The organism is Dinoroseobacter shibae DFL 12 = DSM 16493 (assembly GCF_000018145.1).
GTDB classification, from domain to species: Bacteria; Pseudomonadota; Alphaproteobacteria; order Rhodobacterales; family Rhodobacteraceae; genus Dinoroseobacter; species Dinoroseobacter shibae.
In genome coordinates, this window is record NC_009952.1 from 1,538,217 (window position 1) to 1,555,787 (window position 17,571).

Here is a 17,571-nt window from a genome sequence, read left to right on the forward strand (position 1 = left end):
GCGGGCTTGGCGCTAGCACAACGCCCGTGCCCGAGTGGCGGAATTGGTAGACGCAGGGGATTCAAAATCCCCCGATGGCAACATCTTGTCGGTTCGAGTCCGACCTCGGGTACCAGCCGCATCCCCCTTGAGATCCGGCTGGTCGCTGCCGCTTCGGGTTACCACCTGTTCCAGGTACTGCCACGGGAGACCAGACGCTGTGGGGCGCATTGGCGGTTGTAAACCGTCTGCAAAGCGATGTCCTCGCCCTTGTTCAGCGCCACATCCGCAGACGCATCACCGGTGAAGGCACTGGGCGGAATCAGCACGAGAAACACGCCGACCGCATCCCCGGCCACAGCGGCGCGCTGTCGACTCTCCGCGGCGGCCAACTCGCGCATGTTGTGGCTCAGTTCCGCCTGCAACTCGGCACATGTGTAGCCTTCGTAGTTGGATGTGGACACAGCGGTAGGCGCTATGCTTTTCGGAGGTTTGGCGCATCCGGCAAGGGTTGCCGTTGCAATCAAGGCAACAATCAGAACTCTCATAACTCACCCATGATCTTTCGTGACGATAGCGGCGGCACAGGCCGCGCGCGCCGCCTTGTCCTTGTCGGCTGCGAAAGCGGTACGGCTTGGGAATTTCTGCGACGATACTGCGACGACCAGAGCTCGCATGGATCAGCCCGGGCACACCGGCGTTCAACTTCGATCAGGGCGTTTGGGAGCGCATGTCCCGCCAGGCCGCCCAGTCTTCCGGCGTGTCGAGGTCGCGGCGGGCGCGGGTGCCGGGCAGGGGCACGAGGTGCAGGTGGTCGCGGTGCCTGGCGATCACGGACTGGCCGCCCGCATCGCCGGAAAGCCGCGCGAAATCGGGGAAGGTGTCGGGGGCAAAGAGGATCGGGTGGCCCGGAGCGCCGTCCTCGGTGGCCCCGCGCCAGATGCGGGCCTGCGGGTGGGTGCGGCGCGCGGCGAGGACGGCGCGCAGGTCCTCGGCGGTGATTTCCGGCAAGTCTCCAAGCAGCAGCAGCAGGCCCGTGCAATCGGCGGGCAGGCGGGCGACAGCACCGCGCAGGGTGCCGCCCATGCCCTCGGCGCTGTCGGGCAGGCTCAGGCGGGTGACGTCGAGCCCATCCAGCGCGGCGTGGCGCGGGTGCGGCGCGGGCGGCAGGGCGACGAGGACATGCGGGACCACGGAGGCCGCGAGGGCGGCCTGGCGGGCGACGAGGGGGGTGCCGTCCACAAGCTCCATCAGCTTGTCGCGGCCGCGCATGCGCGACGAGGCGCCGGCGGCGAGGAGGAGGGCGATATCGGCCATAACGTGATCCTGCCCGGAAAGGCGCGCGTCGGGAAGGGGATGCGCCCAAGCGTTTTCGAAAACGCTTGGAGGCCCGGAGATCGGACGCCAGCCTGCCATGGGCGCGCGCGGGGGCCCGCGCGGGGGCGCGTCCCTCGGGCCCGGCGTGCCGTCACGCGTTTTCGAAAACGCGTGTTCGCGGGATGCCTCAGCCGCGCATGCGGGCCCCGTCCGGATCGAAGAGCGGTGTGGTGATCAGGGTGGCCGGGCAATGGTCGCCGAGGATCTCGATGCTGGCCTCCAGCCCGTCCTGGGCCATTTCGCGCGGCACGAAGCCCAGGGCGATGGATTTGCCTGTGAAATGCGCGTAGCCCCCCGAGGTGCAGAAGCCCACGACCTCGCCGTCCAGCGAGATCGGCTCGTAGGCCACGACATCCGCGTCGGTGGCGGCGACCTCGAAGGCGCAGAGTTGGCGCGCGGGGGGCGTGGCGCGCTCCGCCTCCGCCGCGTTGCGGCCGATGAAGGCGGTGTTCTTGCCGAAATGGATGAACCGGTCGAGCCCGGTCTCGGCGGCGGTGTAGTCGGGCGAATACTCGCGGCTCCAGGCCCCGAAGAACTTGTCGAGCCGCAGGGACATCATGGCGCGCATCCCGAAAGGGCGGATGCCATGGGGTTGTCCGGCCTCCCAGAGCGTGTGGAAGAGGTGGCGCTGTTCGGTCGGGCTGCAGTAGATCTCGTAGCCCAGATCGCCCGTGTAGCTGACCCGTTGGACGAGGCAGTGGGCCATGCCGATGGTCATGGGCGCCACGTCGAAGAAGCGGAACGCCTCCGCCGAGACATCCGCGCGGGTGCAGGCGGCCAGCACCTCGCGGGCCCTGGGTCCGGCGATCTGGAACCCCGTGCGCGCATCCGAGATGTTTTCCACAGTGACGCCGTCGTCGAGATGGGTCTGGAACCACCGCAGGTGATAGTCCTGCGCGCCGTAGGAGGCGGTGAGCTGGAACTCGGTCTCCGAAAGGCAGGAGATGGTGAAATCCCCGATCAGCCGCCCCGAGGGTGCGAGCATCGGGCTGAGCGACAGGCGTCGGGGGGCGGGGATGCGGCCGGCCATGATCCGGTCGAGCCAGGCCCGCGCGCCGGGGCCGGTCACGCGGAACTTGCCGAAATTCTGCAACTCGTTGATGCCGACGCCAGTGCGCACGGCCATGACCTCGGCCTTCACCGCGCCCCAGGCGTTGGAGCGGCGGAAGCTTGGGGTTTCGAAGCGCGGCGCGCCTTCAGGGGCGAAGTAGTTGACGACCTCCAGCCCGTAGGTCTGGCCGAAGACCGCGCCCATGCCGTCCCAGATGTCGTACATCGCCGTGGTGCGGAAGGGGCGCGCGGCGGGCAGTTCCTCGTTGGGGTAGCTGACGGAAAAGCGGTTCTGGTAGTTCTCGATTACCTTGGGGACCGTGTAGCCCGGCGTCGTCCAGCGCCCGAAGCGGGCGACGTCCATGGCGCGGGGGTCGCGTTCGGTCTCGCCCTCGATCATCCATTGCGCGAGCGCCAGGCCCACGCCGCCCCCTTGCGAAAAGCCCGCCATGACCGCGCAGGCCGACCAGTAGTTGCGCAGCCCCGGCACGGGACCGACGAGCGGGTTGCCGTCGGGGGCGAAGGTGAAGGGGCCGTGGATCACCGATTTGACCCCTGCGGTTTCCAGCACCGGGAAGCGGCGGTAGGCGAAGGCGATGCTATCCTCGATCTTCTCGAACTGGTCGTTGAGCAATTCGTGCCCGAAGTCCCAGGGCGTGCCGTCCACGGACCACGCCTCGCAGGGTTTCTCGTAGAACCCGATGCAGAGGCCGCGGCCTTCTTGCCGGAGGTAGCTTTCGCCGCCGGGGTCGATCACATGGGGGAACTCGGTGGCGCGGGTGTAGATCTCGGGAATGTCGTCGGTGACGATATACTGGTGCGCCATGGGCAGAAGCGGCAGGTAGACACCCGCCATCGCCGCGACCTCCCGCGCCCAGAGGCCGCCGGCATTGACCAAGTGTTCGGCGATCACGGTGCCCTTGTCGGTCTCGACGGTCCAGGTGCCGTCGGGGTTCGGTGTGGTCGCGGTGACCATGGTGTGCGTGTGGATCTGCGCGCCGCCGAGTTTGGCGGCCTTGGCATAGGCGTGGGTCGTGCCCGAGGGGTCGAGATGGCCGTCGAGCGGGTCGTAGAGCCCGCCGAGGATCCCGTCGGTGTTGACCAGATCGGCCATGGCCTTGATCTCGGCCGGGCCGAGGATCTCGGTCTCCAGCCCCATGTAGCGGTGCTTGGCGCGCTCGGCCTTGAGCATGTCGAAGCGCTCGGGAGTGTCGGCCAGGGTGATGCCGCCCACGTGGTGCAGACCGCAGGACAGGCCGGTCAGTGCCTCCAACTCCTTGTAGAGCCCGATGGTGTAGCCTTGCAGGGCGGCCATGTTGGTGTCGCCGTTCAGGGTGTGAAAGCCCCCCGCCGCGTGCCAGGTGGAGCCGGAGGTCAGTTCGGAGCGCTCCAGCAGCATCACGTCGGACCAGCCAAGCTTCGTCAGGTGGTAGAGCACCGAACAGCCGACAACACCGCCGCCGATCACGCAGACCTGAGTGTGGGATTTCATCGTGCGCCTCCTGCCGTTGGGACACGGTGGCGTCTGGCCCGGGTCGGTGGCCCGCCCGTTCCCGACATCGCGCGGTCTGTTTTCGGCGTGGCCCCGTGAGGCGGGCGAGGTTGTTGGGGTGTGTGGCCACGAAAAAGGGCGGGGAAGATCCCCGCCCTGTGTCCTTGTCAAAGGGTCCGCGTCATTCCGCGGGGGTGGGGGCGGCGTCCGTGTCCGCCGGCTCCACATGGGTGGCGGGCAGCCCGTGCTTGAGCCGCAGCCCGTCGCGGTAGACCGCCTTGATCAGGGACAGGCCCATCAGGACCATCACCACCGAGAAGGGCAGCGCCCCGATCACCATGGCCGTCTGGATCGCGCCCAGGCCGCCCGCGATGATCAGACCGCCCACCACCAGCGCCAGGGCCGCGCCCCAGAACAGGATATGCGGGCGGGCCTTGGGACCCTCGTCGCCCGCGGCGTTGATCGTGTTGATGATCAGCACCGCGCTGTCGGCAGAGGTCACCAGGTAGGTCAAGAGCAGGATCACGATCAGCACTGACATGGCATAGGCCAGCCCCTCGGACAGCATCACCGCCAGCATCGCGAAGAGCTGGTCAGCCTGACCCGCCCCCTGGATCGCGCCATCGGCCACGCCGCGAAGTTCGAGGTCGATCGCCGTGCCGCCCACGAGGGCGAACCATACAAAGCACATGATCGCCGGGATGATCATCGCGCCCAGCACGTATTCACGCACCGTGCGGCCCTTGGAGATGCGCGCCAGGAACACGCCCACGAAGGGCGCGAACGCGATCCACCAGGCCCAGTAGAAGATCGTCCAGGCCCCTTGCCAGCCCGACAGGCGATTCTCGGTCGCCGCGGCATAGACCGCCGCGATGTCGGCTGCGGGCAGGGCCGCGGCGCTGGCCGGAAGCCCCTCGGTGAAGGACGCGAGGGTGCCCCAGGGGCTGGTCGCGCTCTCGACCATGGCGGCGAGATCCTCGGCCGGCAGGGCCTGCACCGACGCCGGTACGCTGGCGATGATCGCCTCGGCCGGTGCCCCGACCCAGACCGTGAAGATATTGCCGGGGATCGACACCAGGTAGTCGAACATGCCCACGAACAGGGTTTGCAGACCGAAGAAGGTCGAGCCGAAGATCAGGAAGAAGATCAGCACGAAGAAGCTGAGCCCCATGTTGAGGTTCGACAGCCACTTGATGCCCTTGCCCACGCCCGAGAGCGCAGACAGGGTCGACAGGCCCATGATCACGCACAGGGCGACGATGATCCCCATGGTCGAGGAGGTCTGCCCCCCATCGGCCGTGGCCGTGTAGAGCCAGTCGCCGACGCCGATCCGGCTGAGACCGGCGATGAATTGTTCGACCCCGAAACCTAGGGTCTGGGACACGCCGAGCACGGTCGCCACGACGGCCACGATATCCACCACATGCCCCACGGGGCCCGAGAGCTTGTTGCCGAAAATCGGCGTGAGCGCCGAGCGGATCGTGAGCGGCAGGCCGCGCCGGTAGCAGAAATAGCCCAAGGCCAGGCCCACGATGGCGTAGGACGCCCAGGCCGCGAGGCCCCAATGGGTGAACGACCAGATATAGGCGTCGCGCACGTTTCCGGCGGTCGAGCCTTCGGTGTCGCCCATGATCGTGGCCGGGTTCGCGCCGAAATGGTACATCGGTTCGGCGGTTGCGAAGGTCAGCATCCCGATCCCGATCCCCGCGCCGAACATCATCGAGAACCACGAGAAATTGGAAAATTCTGGCCTGTCATCGTCGTGCCCCAGCCGCAGCTTGCCCGCCGTGGGCCAGAGCGCCAGCGCGAAGCACAGGATGACGAAGAACGCCATCGTGTAGACGTACCAGATGTTGAATGTGGCCAAGATGATCGAGTTCAGCGCGCCGAGCACGCTGGCGGCCTGGTCCGGGAAGGCGATGGCCCAGAGGATCAGCCCGCCGACCAGGAGTTTCCCGGTGATCGCGACGTCCTTGGTGAAGCCCTTGTAAAATCCGCTGTCGGCGGTTCGAATTGGCAGGTCTGTGACCGGCGGTTTGACTGGCATTGTCTTTTCTCCCTCTGCGCCGCCTTACGCAGGGAGCCTGTCCCGCGCGGCCGCGTCGATTGTTGCGCTTTGGTTTTGGGTGTACCGGGGCACGCGCAAACTCAGTGTGTCGGTAGTCTTAACGGGTACTTATAACAAAAACGACCTCTTTTTGACGCAAACTGACCCTGTTGTCGCAATCCATGGGACGTTTGCCCCATGGGCGGATGGCCCGGGGGGCCGCGCGGGGCATATCCGGCCCGGGCGACAGGGGCGTCGGAAGGCGGGGGATCACTCCGCCGCCATCTTGATGACCGGGCCCATTCTGGCGAAGCTCTCTTCGCTCAGGTGGCATTTGATCTGGTGGCCGGTGGGGGTCTTGCGCTGGGGCGGGACCTGGGTTTCGCACAGGTTTCCGGGCACTTCGGATTTCCAGCGGCAGCGGGTCTGGAACGGGCAGCCCGGCGGCGGGTTCATCGCCGAGGGGATGTCGCCATCGAGCACGATCCGCTCCTTCTGGATGCTGGTGTCGGCGATCGGCACGGCCGAGAGCAGTGCCTCGGTATAGGGATGATAGGGGGGCGAGAAGACCTCGTCGGTGGTGCCCAATTCGACCACATGGCCGAGATACATCACCATCACCCGGTCACTGAGGTACCGCACGATGCTCAGGTCATGGGAGATGAACAGGAGCGTGGTCTGGTTCTGGCGCTGGATCTCCATCAGCAGGTCGGTGACCGCGGCCTGCACCGAGACGTCGAGCGCGCTGACCGGCTCGTCGGCCACCACGATGCGGGCATCCCCGGCAAAGGCGCGGGCGATGCCGACGCGCTGTTTTTGGCCGCCCGAGAGCTGCCGGGGCATGCGGTTGGCGAAGGCACGGGGCAGCTTCACCAGATCCAGCAGCTCCAGCATCCGCTGCTTGCGGGCGTCCTCGGTATCGCCCACGCCGAAGATCTCCAACGCCCGGATGATCTGGCGGCCCACGGTCATCGACGGGTTGAGCGTGTCGAACGGGTTCTGGAATACCATCTGCACATCGGCCACGGTCTTGGTGTCGCGGTCCTGGATCTCGATGTCCTGGATCTCGCGGTTGTCGAGCAGGATGGTGCCGTCGGTGGCGGTCTCCAGCCCCATGAGGACCTTGGCGAAGGTGGATTTGCCGCAGCCGCTCTCGCCGACGATGGCGAGGGTTTCGCCCTCGCGCGCCTCGAAGCTGAGATCCTCGTTGGCCTTCACCACCTTCTTGTTCTTGCCGCCGAAGAGGGCCGAGGCCGCGACCTCGTAGTATTTCTTGAGGTTGTCCATATTCAGCACGACGCGGCCCGGCTCGGGCTTCTCGGTCTGGTCGGCCTTCTCGACCGGGGCGTTCCAGTCGATCTCCTCGAAGCGCAGGCAGCGGGAGCCGTGGCGGTCGTCGCCGGGGATCTTGCGCATGCGGATGTCCTGGGCGTCGCAGAGCCCGGGTTGGAAATAGTCGCAGTGCGGCCCGAAATTGCAGCCTTTGGGCCGCTCATGGGGCAGGGGGAAGTTGCCCGGGATGGCCACCAGGGGGCGGGCGTTCTTGTCGGCGCCGGGCAGGGGGATCGAGCGGAACAGCGCCTGCGTGTAGGGGTGCTGCATCTCGTCGAACACGTCCTCGATCGAGCCGGTCTCGACCGCCTCGCCGGAATACATCACGCAGAGCCGGTCGCAGGTCTCCAGGATCAGGCCGAGATTGTGGGAGATGAACAGCATCGAGGTGCCGTATTTCTTGCCCAGGTCCTTCACCAGATCGACCACCGCGGCCTCGACGGTCACATCGAGCGCCGTGGTCGGCTCGTCCAGGATCAGCAGCGCCGGGTTGGCCATCAGCGCCATGGCGATGACGATGCGCTGCTGCTGGCCGCCGCTGAGCTGGTGCGGAAAGCTGTTCAGGATGCGCTTGGGGTCCGGCAGGCGCACGTCGGTGACCACGTCGAGGGCACGCTGGTAGGCGACGTCTTCGGAGACGCCTTCGTGGATCATCGGCACCTCCATGAGCTGCTTGCCGATCCGCATGGCCGGATTGAGCGAGGCCATGGGCTCCTGGTAGATCATGGCGATCTCCTTGCCGCGGATGCGGCGGAGCTCTTCGGGGCTCATGGTGTTCAGGTCGCGGCCCTTGAACTTGATGGTGCCGCCGACGATGCGGCCGTTCACGCCGAGATCCTGCATCACCCCCAGGGCAACGGTGGACTTGCCGCAGCCGGATTCTCCGACCAGTCCCATGGCCTCGCCAGGCATCACGGTGCAGGAGAAATCCATCACTGCCGGGATTTCCCGCAGGCGCGTGAAGAAGGAGATCGAAAGGTTCTCGATCTCGAGGATTGGGCCGTCATAGGTCTCGGTCATCGCGTCCCTTTTCTTTTGTGCTGAAATACTCCGGGGGTGTGGGGGCAGCGCCCCCACGAACCGTTCCCCTCAGTCCTTCAGGCTTTCTTCGCGCAGGCCGTCGGCCAGCAGGTTCAGGCCCAGCACAAGGCTCATCAGCGCGAGCGCGGGCGGCAGGGCGGGGTGGATGTAGATCGACAGCAGGCGCCGGCCCTCGTTGATCGTGGACCCCCAATCGGGGCTTTCGGGGCTGACGCCGAGGCCGAAGAAGCCCAAAGTCCCGAGCAGGATGGTGGTATACCCGATGCGCAGGCAGAAATCGACGATCAGGGGCCCGCGGGCGTTTGGCAGGATTTCCCACAGCATGATGTACCACGGGCCCTCGCCCCGGGTCTGCGCGGCGGCCACGTAGTCGCGGGTCTGGATGTCGAGCACGATGCCGCGCACGATCCGGAACACCGTGGGCGAGTTCACGAACACGACCGACACGAACACGATCAGCACGTTGGGCGGCATCGACACGATGCCCAGCGGATCGGCGTTGAACGCCAGCCCAAGATAGAGCCAGCCGCCGATCACCACGGTCAGCGCGACGAACAGGTTCCGCTTGGCCGGTTGGGTGAAATAGCGCGAATTCCACAGCACCACCAGGAACAGGATCGGGAACACGAAGAGCACCGCCGCCATGTAGGTCGGGATGCCGGTCGCCACGATCTCGGGCGTGACCAGCAGGTAGAAGAGCAGGATCACCGGGAAGGCCAGCACCAGGTTGGCGATGAAGCTGAGCACCGTGTCGAACTTGCCGCCGAAATACCCCGCCGGCAGGCCCAGCACGATGCCGACCATGAAGGCGAACAGTGTGGCGGCCGGCGCAATCTTGAGCACCTCGCGCGCGCCCATCACCATCCGGCTGAACACGTCGCGCGCCAGGTTGTCGCCCCCGAAGAGGTAGTGCGAGAAGCCCGCCGTGCCCTCCGGCACCGGGGTGCCGGGCACCTTGTTCTTCATGCCGGAGACCACCTGGATCGGGTCATGGGTGATGATCATGTCGGCGAAGATCGCCGTGAACACCCAGAACATCACGATCCCGAAGCCCACCATCCCGATCGGGCTGTCGAAGAGCTTGCCGTAAAGCCCCAGACGTCGCTTGTAGACGATGGACAGGGTGAAGGTGGCGATCAGCATGACCCAGACGGGCATGAACTGGATGAAGACCTGGATCCAGATCTCGAGAGGTGTCATCGGCTCCATCGGGCTCTCCTCACGCGATCCGGATACGGGGGTTGAGGAAGACGTAGCCGATATCCGAGATCAGCTGTGTCACGAGCACCACGATCACCGCCACCACCGAGCAGGACAGCAGCAGCTCGACATCGTTGTTCGAGGCGGCCTGCACCAGGGTCCAGCCGAAGCCCTTGTAGTTGAACAGCGTTTCCACGATCACCACGCCCGTGAGCAGCCAGGGGAATTGCAGCATGATCACCGTGAAGGGCGCGATCAGCGCGTTGCGCAGGGCGTGTTTCAGCACGATGTTGCGGAAGCTCACGCCCTTGAGCCGCGCGGTGCGGATGTATTGCGCGGTCATGACCTCGGCCATGGACGCCCGCGTCATCCGCGCGATGTAGCCCATGCCGTAAAGCGCCATGGTCAGCACCGGCAGGGTGAAGTTTTCCAGCGTGGCGTCCTCGGCCGCCGAGGCCGCGGAGCCCTTGAGGATCGTGCGCCCGTCGATCCAGCCCCATTCGGCAAAGAGCGGTGAGAGCCCGGCGGTAGAGGAGGCGAAGAGCACCACCAGCACCACGCCCGAGACGTATTCCGGCGTGGCGGTGGTGATGATCGAGGCGGTGGACAGGGTACGGTCCGTGCGCGAGCCCTCGCGCATTCCCGCCAGCACACCGACCAGCAGCGCCGAGGGCACCATCACCACCATCACCCAGAACATCAGCTTGCCGGTGAGGGCCAGGCGTTCCGCGATCACGCCGCCCACATCGGCCTTGAAGACGGTCGAGGTGCCGAAATCCCCCTGCAGCAGGCCGCAGAAGCCCGGGGGTTCGGGATCGCCGCTGCGCCAGATGCCATCGATGCAGCGCCCGCGCATCCCGCCATCCTCCAGCGTGCGGGTCCAGCCCGGCACCAGGCCCAGCCATTCGCCGTAGCGCACCAGCATCGGCCGGTCATAGCCGTTATTCGACAGCCAGCTTGCGACCTCGGCATCGGTCATGCGGACCGAGCCTTCGCTCTTGGCGACCTTCTCGAGGTTGGGCTGCAGGTTCGTCATGAAGAAGACGATGAAGGTGACGCAAAGCGCGGTCAGGGCCATGACGCCGAAACGGCGCAGGATGAAAGCGAACATGAGGGCCTCTCTGTCGGGCTGGTCGGGTGACGCGCGGGATCAGGAGCAAAAGACCGGAGCCCGATGGCGGGCTCCGGCCGGTGTCGTGCGTCGCGTCAGGCCGCGAAGCCGAGCTTGTAGACGTGGATCTCGTGGCTCGGATGCTTCTCGGCATTGACCACGTCGCCCCGGTGGTGGTTGTAGAGCGACCGCCAGTAGGGCTGGATGATCACGCCGTCGTCGCGCAGGATTTGCTGCACCTTGCCCATGACTTCGCGGCGCTTGTCGGCATCGGCGATGGCCAGGGCCTCGGCGAGGGCCGCGTCGAACTCCGGGTTGGCATAGGCGGATTCGTTCCATGCCTCGCCCGAGCGGTAGGCCAGTGCCAGGATCTGCACGCCCAGGGGCCGGTGGTTCCAGGAGGTGGCCGAGAACGCATGCTTGGTCCAGTCGCCCCAGAAGGTGGCGCCGGGCTGGATGCGGTGATCGACCTGGATGCCCGCGTCGCGCAGCTGCGCGGTCAGGGCGGCGCCAGTATTGGCGAGCCACTCTTCATCGGGGGTGATGAAGGTGTGGGTGAAATCGCCCAGGCCGGCGGCGTCGATCATCTCCTTGGCCTTGGCCGGGTCCGTTTCCGGCGCGCCGATATCGGCGTATTCCGGATGGATCGGGCAGACATGGTGATTTTCCGCCGCGGTGCCCTGGTTGTTGTAGCCCAGCTCCAGCAGCACGCTGTTATCCACGGCCATCGCAAGCGCCCGGCGCACGTTCACGTCCGCATAGGGCGTCACGCCGTCGATCTCGGCGGCCTGGTTGGGACGGCACACGACGGTGGCGCCGGTCACGGCCTCGGTGACGGACCAACCGATGGCGCTGAAGATGTCGACGAACTCGCCGGTGGTCTCGTAGGTCAGGTCGAATTCCTCGGCCTCGGCGCCCGCCAGCCAGGTGGCCGGGTCGGTGCCGAAATCGACGAACTCGATCCGGTCGACATAGGGGCCGCCATAGACCTCGGTGCCCCACCAGGTGTGGTCGGTGGCGCGTTCCAGCACGGCGCGCACGTTCGCCTCGAAACTGACCGGGCGATAGGGGCCGGTGCCGATGCCGTGGTCGAACGGGTTGCCGCCCTCGTAGCTGGCATGGGTGATCGCGGCGGGGTAGTCGGACATGGTGGCGATCAGGGTGATGTCGGGCGCACTGAGGGTCAGGCGCACGGTCATGTCATCGACGATCTCGATCGCGCCCTCCCGGGCTTGGCCGGTGGCTTCGTCGATCAGCCCCTGCACGCGGGTGGCCATGGAGTTGCCTTCGAGCGAGCTGTCGCACCAGCCGGTAATGTTGCGCGCCACGTCCTCGGCGGTAAAGGCGTCGCCGTTGTTCCAGGTCACGCCGGGCCGGACGTTGAGGGTATAGACGGTGGCGTCGTCGTTCACTTCCCAGCTTTCCAGCAGCATGCCGCGGAAGGTTCCGTCGGCATTGTATTCCACGAGATATTCGAGGAACCCGCGGGAGTGGTTGCCAAGCTCGGACCAGTCATAGGTCCGCGGCTCCTTCATCGCCTTGACCAGGTGCTGGATGCGCAGCGTGCCGCCCTGGGCCGGTGTGGCGGTCATCGCGCGGGCCGGTTTGGCCCCGATCATGCCGTAGGCGGCGACGGAGGTGGCGCCGAGGGCAGTGGCGTAGGACAGGAATTCGCGGCGGCTGAGCGTGCCGGTGCGGCAGTCCTGGGCGTAGGTTGCGACCGCCGGATGCATGGGTTTGCCGTTGATGGTGGACATCGTCATTCTGATCTCCCTGAGATACGTGTTCTTGCTATTTTCCGCGCGCTCGCCCCCGAGCTGTGATGCCTTCGGTTGGGGGCGCTGGGTCACTGCGCGGCGGAGGAAGCTGTTGATGCGCGCATCACGCCTCATTCTCTGCGGGGGGTCAACCGCCAGCCCGGGCCGAATCGGGGAAAAAACGACATGTTTTTGGTCCAAAAGCGACATCACCCCCGAAACGGTCGAGGATCAAAGCGGCTTGACGTAGGGTCAGTCGAGGATCACTCGGCCCGCAACATGCGTCGGGCCGCGGTCGGGGTTTGGCCCATCCGGGCGCCGAAGCTGCGCGCGAAATAGGCCGCCGAGCCGTAGCCGAGCGATTGCGCGATCTGGTGCACCGGGGCCGGGGTGTCGGCGAGCCGCCGCCGGGCCTCGGCCAGCAGCCGGTCCTGCACCAGCGTCGAGGCGCCCAGCTCCGTGACGGTCTGGCAGACGCGGGTCAGGTGGGTGGGCGTGATCCCCAGCCGCGCGGCATAGGCCGCCACGGAGGGTGGGCTTTCGGGCGCGGCGGCAATATCCCGTTCGATCAGCGCGGTGAACCCCGCAACGATAGTTTCGGCCTTGGACTGGCTCCATTCGGCGGCGCATTCGCGCTGGTGCAGCCGGGTGACCGCCAGGGCCAGCAGGGTGCCATAGGCGGCGATGGCCACATCCGCATCCTTGGTCGCGGCGTCCGCCTCGCCCTCGATCTGGCCCAGAAGCCAGGTGATCTCGCCCTGGGTCTGGGTCGTGGTGGCGCGCAGCAGGACGGGAGTGTCGGGCAACTGGCCATCGAAGCCGGGGCCGAAGGCGACACGGTGGCCGAAGACGGGGGTGGGAAACTCGAACCGGGTGGTCGCCCGGGCCGGCACGTAGAGGTGGCAGGGGCCGCTGAAGCCGCGGGTCTTGCCGCAGACCGACACGCGCCCCTGACCGCGATTGACCACGTAGAGCAGGGGGGTGGGTTCGGCATGCCAGTCGGTCAATCGCCAGCGCCCGGCTTGCAGGATCGCGGCGAGGGACGAGGTGGAGACGGGGCGCTCGGGTGTCGTCATGGCCGAACCCTACCGTTCCCGGGCGCGCGGGGCCAGTCTCTGTGAAATTCCGGCGAAATCAGGCCGATCCGGGGGGGACCGGGGTCCAGTCGCGCATCCGGGCGCGAAACCAGGTGCGCTGGCGTTTGGCGTATTGGCGGGTGGCGCGGGTCGCGGCCTCTTCGGCGGCGTCGAGGGTGATTTCGCCGCGCAGATGGGCGATCAGTTCGGGCGCGCCGATGGCGCGGGCCCAGGGGGCGGCCGCGTCCCAGTGCGGCAGGGCGGCGCGGGCCTCGTCCAGCGCGCCCTGGTCGAGCATCTGGCGAAACCGCCGGGCGATGCGCGGGGCCAGCCAGTCCTTCGGGGCCTCGAGCACGAAGCGGGCCGCGCGGGAGCGTGGCAGAAGCGGCGGCGGGGTATCGGCCTGCCAGCGGGCCAGCGGGCGGCCGGTGGTCTCCAGCACCTCCCAGGCGCGCTGCACCCGCATCGGGTTGGCCATGTCGATCCTGGCGCTGGTCTCGGGGTCGCGCGCCCCCAGATCCGCCTGCATCCGCGCGAAGTCGCCCTCCCGCAGGGCGTCGGCACGGGCGCGCACCTCTGCGGGCACCTCGGGGATCTCGCTCAGCCCTTGGGTCAGGGCCGTGAAAAACAGCCCCGTGCCGCCCACGATGATCGGGCGCTGACCCGACAGCAGCGGCGTGACCTCCCGCAGCCAGTGGCCGACCGAATGGGGCGTGCCCCGGGCGACATGGCCGTAAAGGCGGTGGGGCGCGCGGGCTTCGTCCTGGGGCGAGGGGCGCGCGGTGAGCACCCGCCAGGCATGGTGGACCTGCAACGCGTCGGCGTTCACGATCACGCCCCCCTGGCGTTCGGCGATGCGGAGCGCGAGGGCGGATTTGCCCGACGCGGTGGGCCCGGCGATCAGCACAGGCTGGTCGGCGGACAGGGTGGAGAGGTCGGGCAGGGGCATCGGAGAACCGGTTCAGGACAGGGCGCGGCGGTTTCGCCGTTGATCCCGGCGGGGTTTCGGACCATTTTGCGCGCAAATCCCTTCCGGATACAAGACAGAGGTCATCACCATGGACGCCGCCCCGCACGCCACCAAGTACAAACGGGTGATGCTGAAAATCTCCGGGGAGGCCCTGATGGGCCCGCAAGGGTTCGGATTGCACCCGCCCACGGTGCAGCGCATCGCCCAGGAGGTGAAGACCGTCCACGACATGGGGGTCGAGATCTGCATGGTGATCGGCGGCGGCAACATCTTTCGCGGGCTGCAGGGCTCGGCCCAGGGGATGGAGCGCACGACCGCCGACTACATGGGCATGCTGGCCACGGTCATGAACGCGCTGGGGATGCAGGCCGCGCTGGAGGCGCTCGGCATCCACACCCGGGTGATCTCGGCCATTCCCATGGACCAGGTCTGCGAGCCCTATATCCGGCGCCGCGCGGTGCGGCACCTGGAGAAAAAGCGGGTCTGCATCTTTGCCGCGGGCACGGGCAATCCCTATTTCACCACCGACACCGCCGCGACCCTGCGCGCCAACGAGATGTCCTGCGAGGCGATTTTCAAGGGCACGAAGGTGGACGGGGTCTATGACAAGGATCCGGCCAAGCATGACGACGCGGTGCGCTATGACGAGATCTCCTACGACGATTGCCTGGCCCAGCACCTGGGCGTCATGGATGCCTCGGCCATCGCCCTGGCGCGCGACAACAAGCTGCCGATCATCGTCTTTTCCCTCGACGAGCCCGGCGGGTTCCGCGGCATCCTTGCCGGCGAGGGCACCTATACGCTGGTGAACAACGGCTGATCCTCGCGCGCGGCACGGGGTGGCGTGGGCGGGCCACAGCTTCGCCCCGATTGCTCGCTATACAAGTCCGCATCCATTGGCTACATACACCCAACAGGCAGCAGCAGACGTAACGAACCAAGAGACACACATGTCCGACGAAGATTTCGACCTCGATCTCGATGACCTCAAGCGCCGGATGGACGGCGCGCTCGCCTCCCTGCGTACGGAGTTCGCCTCTCTCAGGACCGGTCGCGCCTCGGCGTCGATGCTGGAGCCGGTGATGGTGGATGCCTACGGGCAGAAAACCCCCATCAACCAGGTCGGCACCGTCAACGTGCCCGAACCCCGGATGGTGACGATCAATGTCTGGGACAAGAGCCTCGTGGGCAAGGTGGAGAAGGCGATCCGCGAAAGCGGGCTGGGGATCAACCCGCAGCTCAACGGCACGATCATCATGCTGCCGATCCCGGAGCTGAACGAGGAGCGCCGGCGCGAGCTGACCAAGGTCGCTGCGCAATATGCCGAGCACGCCCGCGTGGCGATCCGCAACGTGCGCCGCGACGGCATGGACCAGCTCAAGAAATTCAAGGCCGACGGCATGAGCGAGGACGATCACAAGATCTGGTCCGACGAGGTGCAGGCCCTGACCGATGCCGAGATCAAGAAGGTCGATGACGCTCTGGAGAACAAGCAGAGCGAGATCATGCAGGTCTGAGACCGAGCCCCGCCTGACCCAGGCGGGGTTGTTTGTAACCGGGGGGCGAGAAAGCGAGACACAGGATGCAGCACGCACCGAAACCAAAGCCCCCGGCAGAGGGTCCGCGCCATGTGGCGATCATCATGGATGGCAACGGACGCTGGGCGCAGCAACGCGGACGCCCGCGCCTGTTCGGTCACCAGGCCGGGGCAAGGCGGGTGCGCGCGGTGGTGGAGGCCTGCCCCGATCTGGGGATCGAGTACCTGACGATCTTCGCCTTTTCGACCGAGAACTGGAAGCGCACGCAGTCCGAGGTCTCGGGCCTGATGGGGCTGTTCCGGCGCTACATCACCAAGGAGATGGAAGGTTTCCTGCGCGAAGGGGTGCGGGTGCGGTTCATCGGGGACCGGATCCGGCTGGACCCGAAACTGCGCGAGTTGATGGACGAGGTGGAAACGCTGACGGCCCATAATTGCCGCGTGAACCTGACGATCGCCCTGAATTACGGCGGCCGGGACGAGGTGGCGCGCGCCACCAAGCGCCTGGCCCAGGAGGTCGCCGCCGGGCGGCTCGATGCGGAGTGCGTGGACGAGACCACCCTGACCCGGTTTCTCGACACCTGTGTGCTGCCGGACCCGGACCTGGTGATCCGTACCTCCGGGGAGGCGCGGATTTCGAACTTCCTGCTGTGGCAGTCGGCCTATGCGGAGTACGAGTTCATCGACACGCTCTGGCCCGATTTCACGCCCGAGATCTTCGCCGAAGTGGTCGAGCGGTTCGGCGGGCGCGCGCGCCGCTTCGGCGCCGTGCTCTAGCAGCCGTCGGACCGCCCGGAATGCCCCTGAATGCCAGTTTCGAAGACCTGCTGCCGCGCCTGGCGTCGGCGGTGGTGATGGTGCTCGTGGGCGTTGTCGCGATCTGGTACGGCGGATACCTGTTCCTGTTCCTGCTGGCGGCGGTTGTCGGTGCGATGGTGTGGGAACTGGCCCGGATGGTGGCACCCGAGGACAAGACCGGCGCCGTGGTCGTGGCGGGGGCTGCGGCGGCGGCGCTGGCCTCCTGCGCGGTGCTGCCCTTGGGATTTGCCCTGCCCTTGCTGATCCTGCCCGCGATGATCGGGGTGGGCCGGTTCGAATCGTCCCGGCGGGTTTTTGCGCTCTATACCGCGTTCATCGGGGTTGCGGGCCTGGGCCTGTGGGTGCTGCGACAGGATTTCGGCATGGTCTGGATGCTGTGGCTGGTTCTGTTGGTGGTGGTGACGGACGTGGCGGGGTATTTCGCCGGGCGGATCATCGGGGGGCCGAAATTCTGGCCCCGGGTCAGCCCCAAGAAGACCTGGTCGGGCACGGTCGCGGGTTGGATCGGCGCGGGACTGGTGGGCTGGGGTTTCATGACCCAGACCATCGCCGGTGCAGAGCTGATCGGCATCTCCATCGCCCTGGCCATGGCGAGCCAGCTGGGCGACGTGACCGAAAGCGCGCTGAAACGCAGGGCCGGGGTGAAGGACAGCTCTGCGCTGATCCCCGGTCATGGCGGGCTGCTGGACCGGTTCGACGGGATGCTCGGGGCTTCGGTGCTGCTGCTGCTCGTGGAGCAGATCATCGACTTTCCGCCCCTTCCTCTCTGAGCGGGAAACGGGC

14 protein-coding genes and 1 tRNA gene are annotated in these 17,571 nt (G+C 66.9%); 5 read left to right on the forward strand and 10 right to left on the reverse strand.

Features of this window, described 5'->3' with window-relative positions:
* Nucleotides 1-28 precede the first annotated feature (28 nt).
* A tRNA-Leu gene (locus DSHI_RS07550) sits at nucleotides 29-115 on the forward strand.
* 43 nt (nucleotides 116-158) lie between these two features.
* On the opposite strand, the gene DSHI_RS07555 is transcribed toward DSHI_RS07550, so the two are convergent.
* The 10 genes from DSHI_RS07555 to miaA all read right to left on the reverse strand — a co-directional run bounded on the left by DSHI_RS07555 (nucleotide 159) and on the right by miaA (nucleotide 14,411).
* Nucleotides 159-443, reverse strand: a complete 285-nt coding sequence (locus DSHI_RS07555) for a hypothetical protein (protein WP_157865282.1) — start codon at nucleotides 441-443, stop codon at nucleotides 159-161.
* Nucleotides 444-690: 247 nt separating this feature from the next.
* Nucleotides 691-1,296: a nucleotidyltransferase family protein gene (locus DSHI_RS07560; RefSeq protein ID WP_012178156.1), complete on the reverse strand. Its 606-nt coding sequence runs from the start codon at nucleotides 1,294-1,296 to the stop codon at nucleotides 691-693.
* Nucleotides 1,297-1,483: 187 nt separating this feature from the next.
* Nucleotides 1,484-3,898 carry a GcvT family protein gene (locus DSHI_RS07565; RefSeq protein WP_012178157.1) on the reverse strand — a complete coding sequence of 805 codons (2,415 nt, stop codon included), beginning with the start codon at nucleotides 3,896-3,898 and terminating at the stop codon, nucleotides 1,484-1,486.
* A 181-nt stretch (nucleotides 3,899-4,079) separates the two neighbouring features.
* Complete coding sequence (locus DSHI_RS07570; protein ID WP_012178158.1) at nucleotides 4,080-5,945, reverse strand: BCCT family transporter; 1,866 nt, start codon at nucleotides 5,943-5,945, stop codon at nucleotides 4,080-4,082.
* A 270-nt stretch (nucleotides 5,946-6,215) separates the two neighbouring features.
* Nucleotides 6,216-8,297, reverse strand: a complete 2,082-nt coding sequence (locus tag DSHI_RS07575) for a dipeptide ABC transporter ATP-binding protein (RefSeq protein ID WP_012178159.1) — start codon at nucleotides 8,295-8,297, stop codon at nucleotides 6,216-6,218.
* 69 nt (nucleotides 8,298-8,366) lie between these two features.
* Entirely contained in the window at nucleotides 8,367-9,527 is a 1,161-nt protein-coding gene (locus tag DSHI_RS07580; RefSeq protein WP_012178160.1) for an ABC transporter permease, read from the reverse strand.
* A 10-nt stretch (nucleotides 9,528-9,537) separates the two neighbouring features.
* On the reverse strand, nucleotides 9,538-10,629 hold the full coding sequence (locus tag DSHI_RS07585) for an ABC transporter permease (protein WP_012178161.1): 1,092 nt from the start codon (nucleotides 10,627-10,629) through the stop codon (nucleotides 9,538-9,540).
* A 95-nt stretch (nucleotides 10,630-10,724) separates the two neighbouring features.
* A complete protein-coding gene (locus DSHI_RS07590) occupies nucleotides 10,725-12,392 on the reverse strand; it encodes an ABC transporter substrate-binding protein (protein WP_012178162.1) in 1,668 nt (555 codons plus the stop codon).
* Between the two features lie 257 nt (nucleotides 12,393-12,649).
* Nucleotides 12,650-13,462, reverse strand: coding sequence for a helix-turn-helix transcriptional regulator (locus DSHI_RS07595; protein ID WP_012178163.1), 813 nt, complete (start codon nucleotides 13,460-13,462; stop codon nucleotides 12,650-12,652).
* Between the two features lie 58 nt (nucleotides 13,463-13,520).
* On the reverse strand, nucleotides 13,521-14,411 hold the full coding sequence (gene miaA, locus DSHI_RS07600) for a tRNA (adenosine(37)-N6)-dimethylallyltransferase MiaA (protein WP_012178164.1): 891 nt from the start codon (nucleotides 14,409-14,411) through the stop codon (nucleotides 13,521-13,523).
* A 103-nt stretch (nucleotides 14,412-14,514) separates the two neighbouring features.
* Here miaA and pyrH point away from each other — a divergent pair, with 103 nt between their 5' ends.
* From pyrH to DSHI_RS07620, 4 genes are all read left to right on the forward strand, one after another.
* Nucleotides 14,515-15,252 carry a UMP kinase gene (pyrH, locus tag DSHI_RS07605; RefSeq protein ID WP_085930397.1) on the forward strand — a complete coding sequence of 246 codons (738 nt, stop codon included), beginning with the start codon at nucleotides 14,515-14,517 and terminating at the stop codon, nucleotides 15,250-15,252.
* Between the two features lie 130 nt (nucleotides 15,253-15,382).
* Nucleotides 15,383-15,949 (forward strand): ribosome recycling factor, encoded by a 567-nt coding sequence (frr, locus tag DSHI_RS07610; RefSeq protein WP_012178166.1) that lies wholly within the window; start codon nucleotides 15,383-15,385, stop codon nucleotides 15,947-15,949.
* 65 nt (nucleotides 15,950-16,014) lie between these two features.
* On the forward strand, nucleotides 16,015-16,746 hold the full coding sequence (gene uppS, locus DSHI_RS07615; protein WP_012178167.1) for a polyprenyl diphosphate synthase: 732 nt from the start codon (nucleotides 16,015-16,017) through the stop codon (nucleotides 16,744-16,746).
* A 20-nt stretch (nucleotides 16,747-16,766) separates the two neighbouring features.
* On the forward strand, nucleotides 16,767-17,558 hold the full coding sequence (locus DSHI_RS07620; RefSeq protein ID WP_012178168.1) for a phosphatidate cytidylyltransferase: 792 nt from the start codon (nucleotides 16,767-16,769) through the stop codon (nucleotides 17,556-17,558).
* Nucleotides 17,559-17,571: the final 13 nt, after the last annotated feature.